Raw genomic sequence first — 3,987 nt, 5'->3', positions numbered from 1 at the left:
TTACTATCCGAATGTCTATTTAGTTCAAATTCACGTTTAATGTGTAATTTCTATACAACAAAGAAAAAAGCACCTAATTTTATAGGTACTTTATTGTATCTGATTAATTGTGTATCTAGTTGCAATTGCTATTGCTCCTATAAATAATATGCCAACTATTACTTCACCCGGTGTTGTCCAATTGAACATACTCTTCACCCCCTACCCTAATAATAGGCAGGAAAGATTACGGTTATTTTAAAATCCTATTATAAAAATATTAATTTTTTATTTACACTCGTTACAACGAAAAGAGAATCCAAATGGATTCTCTTTTCTTGGCATATTTACAACATGGAGAATATTTACATGAGACAACTCTTTCAAAACTTTATTAGGGGAAAGTTTTAAAAAATGTCCTTATAACAATATTTACACAAATGTAATATATAGTAAATTGATAGATTACATACTAATTATTCTTAATTTTCAATAAATTAAGCTTTTGCCAGACTAGAAGTCCCAGTATTTCAAAAAAACACGCTAAGTAAATTTAGACAAGAAACAGCCAGATTTTAATCTTTTCAGAATAAATCAGCTCCTTTATATACAAAGGAAGTAAGGATTATAACTCGGTTAAATGTAATCCCTCAACATTTTATTCCACAAAGAAATTGATTTGTTCCCAATGTAGAGAGCCTAGCCCTATCAAAAAAGAAAATCTCCATTCAACAATAGAGAAAGTAAACATCAGTTTGTAAAGGTATACTTTTACAGATACGTAGAAACATAGGGAAAACTATATCCATAAAAGTTATATTTCTATTTTACAGATGTCTGTATTTTTTATATACCTTTACAGATTTAATTGAGCTATAATTATGTTCGAGGTGAAAGAATTGCAATATAAAAAGTTTGGATATGTTAGAGTTTCCAGTAAAGACCAAAACGAAGAACGTCAGATTAAGAATATGAAACATCTCGGAATAGAAGATCGAGATATTTTTATCGATAAACAATCTGGAAAAAATATGAAAAGAGAAAATTATCAAATGTTAAAACGACTTGCTCGTTCTGGGGACACAATTGTTTTTGATTCCTTAACAAGATTAGGTCGTAGCATGAATGATGTACTAGAAGAATTTAGATACTATGAACAACAGCGAATTAACTTACAATTTATTAAAGAACCATTTATTAATGTAAATTATAATGGTGAAAGCACAAATGATGTCATTCAACAGGCTGTACAAAAAGCAACTCTTACCATTCTTTCTGCCTTTGCAGAAAAAGAAAGGAATGATATCAAACAACGACAAGCGGAAGGAATTGCATTAGCGAAGAAGGAAGGAAAACATTTAGGAAGACCACCAGTACAAATTACCGAGCAATTCATTGAGGCATATGAGGAATGGCAATCTGGAAAGATTACGGCGGTCGGAGCGATGAAAAAATATGATATAAAGCGTTCTTCTTTTTACAAGTTAGTAAAAGAATATGAAGCGCAAAAAATAACAAAACATACGGATAATGATGAGTGCATGTAGAGAAAAAATAGTCGAGTTTCTTCCTATTATATAGAAAGTGAAACGAGCACCTTTGCATACATCTTATATTCCTAACCACGTCTTGCAAAATTTGGCGAAGACGTAATGCGTGTCAAGGTGATCCCCTTGATAGATTGATGGTTGTTATTGCACACTTCAAATAGAATACAAACATAACCTAATTTTAAACGAACGTTTGATTCGTCATGATTTGCACAAAAACAGAAGGATTCGCTATAAATAGCAAATCCCTTTAATTCAATGCCTTTTTAATTATTAGGCCGTGTCTAGGAATTCGTCGTTCAATACGGTTGCTCAGATTTTTTGCACTTGGGGACATTTTAAGCCCTTAAGTTAAAGGAAATGTTTCTACCCCCCTACTAGCAATAACTATAAACCAATTGGTGGATATATTTTGTTTGTTAATTTATCTACCACTTAATTATTTAAAAAATATCCCTTAACTTACAATTAATTTTCAAGGTGATATATCCCCCTAAAAGGAAACGGTTAACACTGTATAATCTTAGCTGGATGGCTAGATTTCTGTACTACACATAAACTTATCATAATAGAAAGGACATCGACATGTTTGATCCAACAGATCTTAAGATTATTCAATTACTACAGGAAAACTCTAGAATGAATTTGAAAGAACTTGGTGAAAAAGTTCATTTAACTGGCCAAGCGGTTGGAAAACGAATTTATAAATTAGAAGAGGTTGGTGTTATTAAAAAATATACGATAGATATTGATCGAAGTAAATTTGAAGGATCTATCCTGACAATTGTAACTCTATTTTTAAAGGCATCATACCATATTCAAATACAAGAATTTTTTCAAAAAACAGACGCAATTACTGAAATGTATCATGTTAGCGGAGATGGGTGTTATATCATGATTATTCATGCATCCTCACATCAGCAATTAGAAGAAATCCTTTCACGAATATTAAATTATGGAGATTACCGTATTAATACTGTAATTAACAAAATAGAAAAAAAGAAAGAGTAAGATATTTTACTCTTTCTTTTTTAGCTATATAAAATTTAACTATTTTTAAAATATATACGCGGGATCCTAATATTGCAGAAATGTTGTATACAACGATATAAATGTAGATTGACATTTTAAAACAAGTTCAAAGAAAGGATATGATTCACAAGATCAAACTATATTAGGAAATGCCACAGAAAAAGATGCTCTTCTGTTAAAGTATTTAAATGAACTTATATTGTATTAAAAGTTATATGCTAAAAACGGATTCATTATTTATTTTTGTTTATAAAACCCTTTGCAGACATAACTTTTGAGTAAATGCCTCCAAACTCTAATGCACTCATGAATGATTGATGTGCTTGTACCGCTGGAATTATATTTCCTTGAAATTCTAAATCTTTTGTTGTACAAGCATCTTCAATGACAATACACTGGAAACCTAAATCACTCGCAGCGCGTACTGTTGCATCAATACACACATGAGTCATCATACCGCAAACTACAACTTGTTCAATCTTTTCTTTTTGTAATGTTTCTAATAAATTTGTGTTAAAGAAACTGTTAGGATGATGCTTTGGGATTACTGTTTCATTTGAAAGAGGTTGTACATCCTGGTGGATTTGAGATCCCCATGTATTTGGCAAAAAGAATGTAGCACCTTCATTAGCCGCAATATGTTGTACATGAATCACTGTTTGATTTTTTCTACGAAATACTTCGAGTATTTCCTTTGTTTTTTGGTTAGCCTTTTCTGGTTGGAATAATTCCATATTTCCTCCCTCAAAGTAATCATTTTGTATATCAACTAATAATAATGCTTGTTTCATAATCAATACCTCCATATTTATTTACTGTATGGTTATTATATATATTAACTACATGTATATGGAATAATGTTATGAAACGGATTTAATACATATAGTTTCAATATGAAACAAATACTAAAAGAGGAGGATGTGTAAAAGCTCATCAACTAAAAAACTTATACCACTTCTAAGTTGGATACCGTCAGCATTTTAGAAAAAAACACGCTATAGAGAGTATGTAAGATTTTATATGAAAAATCGGAACATATAGGGAGCGATGAGGCGCCTTTGTCCATGCTAATGCCTAGAATCAGGAATTAGAAGGAATTAAAATTTTTTAGACCAAGCAAACATATTCAATATAAACATATAGATCCTTTATTTAATGATGTAATCGATTGGAAGTTAATTGAGACTCATTGGCAAGATTTATTTCAAGTTGTTTTGTCTATAAAAGCTGGAAAATGACATGTTCTACTTTCACAATATCCCCCCAATACTTAAGTATTTAACAATGTGCTTAGAATTGTTATCTGTACTTAGTACACTTCATTCATCCCCACCCTAAAATACTTTAAATACTCTGAAAAATAAATATAGTTATAGTTTATTTGCAGGTAAATGAAAAACCATAATCCTTACTTAAAGAACTATAA

3 protein-coding genes and 1 pseudogene are annotated in these 3,987 nt (G+C 30.5%); 3 read left to right on the top strand and 1 reads right to left on the bottom strand.

All coding sequences use genetic code 11. The annotated features are described in order from the left end of the window. Window positions 1–860 precede the first annotated feature (860 nt). Both ACQGS6_RS24130 and ACQGS6_RS24125 read left to right on the top strand, forming a co-directional pair. A complete protein-coding gene (locus ACQGS6_RS24130) occupies window positions 861–1,526 on the top strand; it encodes a recombinase family protein (protein WP_426965722.1) in 666 nt (221 codons plus the stop codon). Window positions 1,527–2,114: 588 nt separating this feature from the next. Then, a complete protein-coding gene (locus ACQGS6_RS24125) occupies window positions 2,115–2,540 on the top strand; it encodes an Lrp/AsnC family transcriptional regulator (protein ID WP_426965721.1) in 426 nt (141 codons plus the stop codon). A gap of 254 nt (window positions 2,541–2,794) precedes the next feature. Here the strand turns inward: ACQGS6_RS24125 and ACQGS6_RS24120 are convergent, their stop codons facing one another. After that, window positions 2,795–3,352: a cysteine hydrolase family protein gene (locus tag ACQGS6_RS24120; RefSeq protein WP_426965720.1), complete on the bottom strand. Its 558-nt coding sequence runs from the start codon at window positions 3,350–3,352 to the stop codon at window positions 2,795–2,797. Window positions 3,353–3,628: 276 nt separating this feature from the next. Here ACQGS6_RS24120 and ACQGS6_RS24115 point away from each other — a divergent pair. Then, window positions 3,629–3,796, top strand: a pseudogene (locus ACQGS6_RS24115) (Tn3 family transposase); the annotation flags it as partial. Window positions 3,797–3,987: the final 191 nt, after the last annotated feature.

The sequence above is a fragment of the Bacillus sp. GMs2/2 genome (assembly GCF_050172095.1).
Lineage (GTDB): Bacteria > Bacillota > Bacilli > Bacillales > Bacillaceae_G > Bacillus_A > Bacillus_A cereus.
Note: the sequence above shows the minus strand (reverse complement) of the source record. Positions and strands in the feature narration are given on the sequence as shown.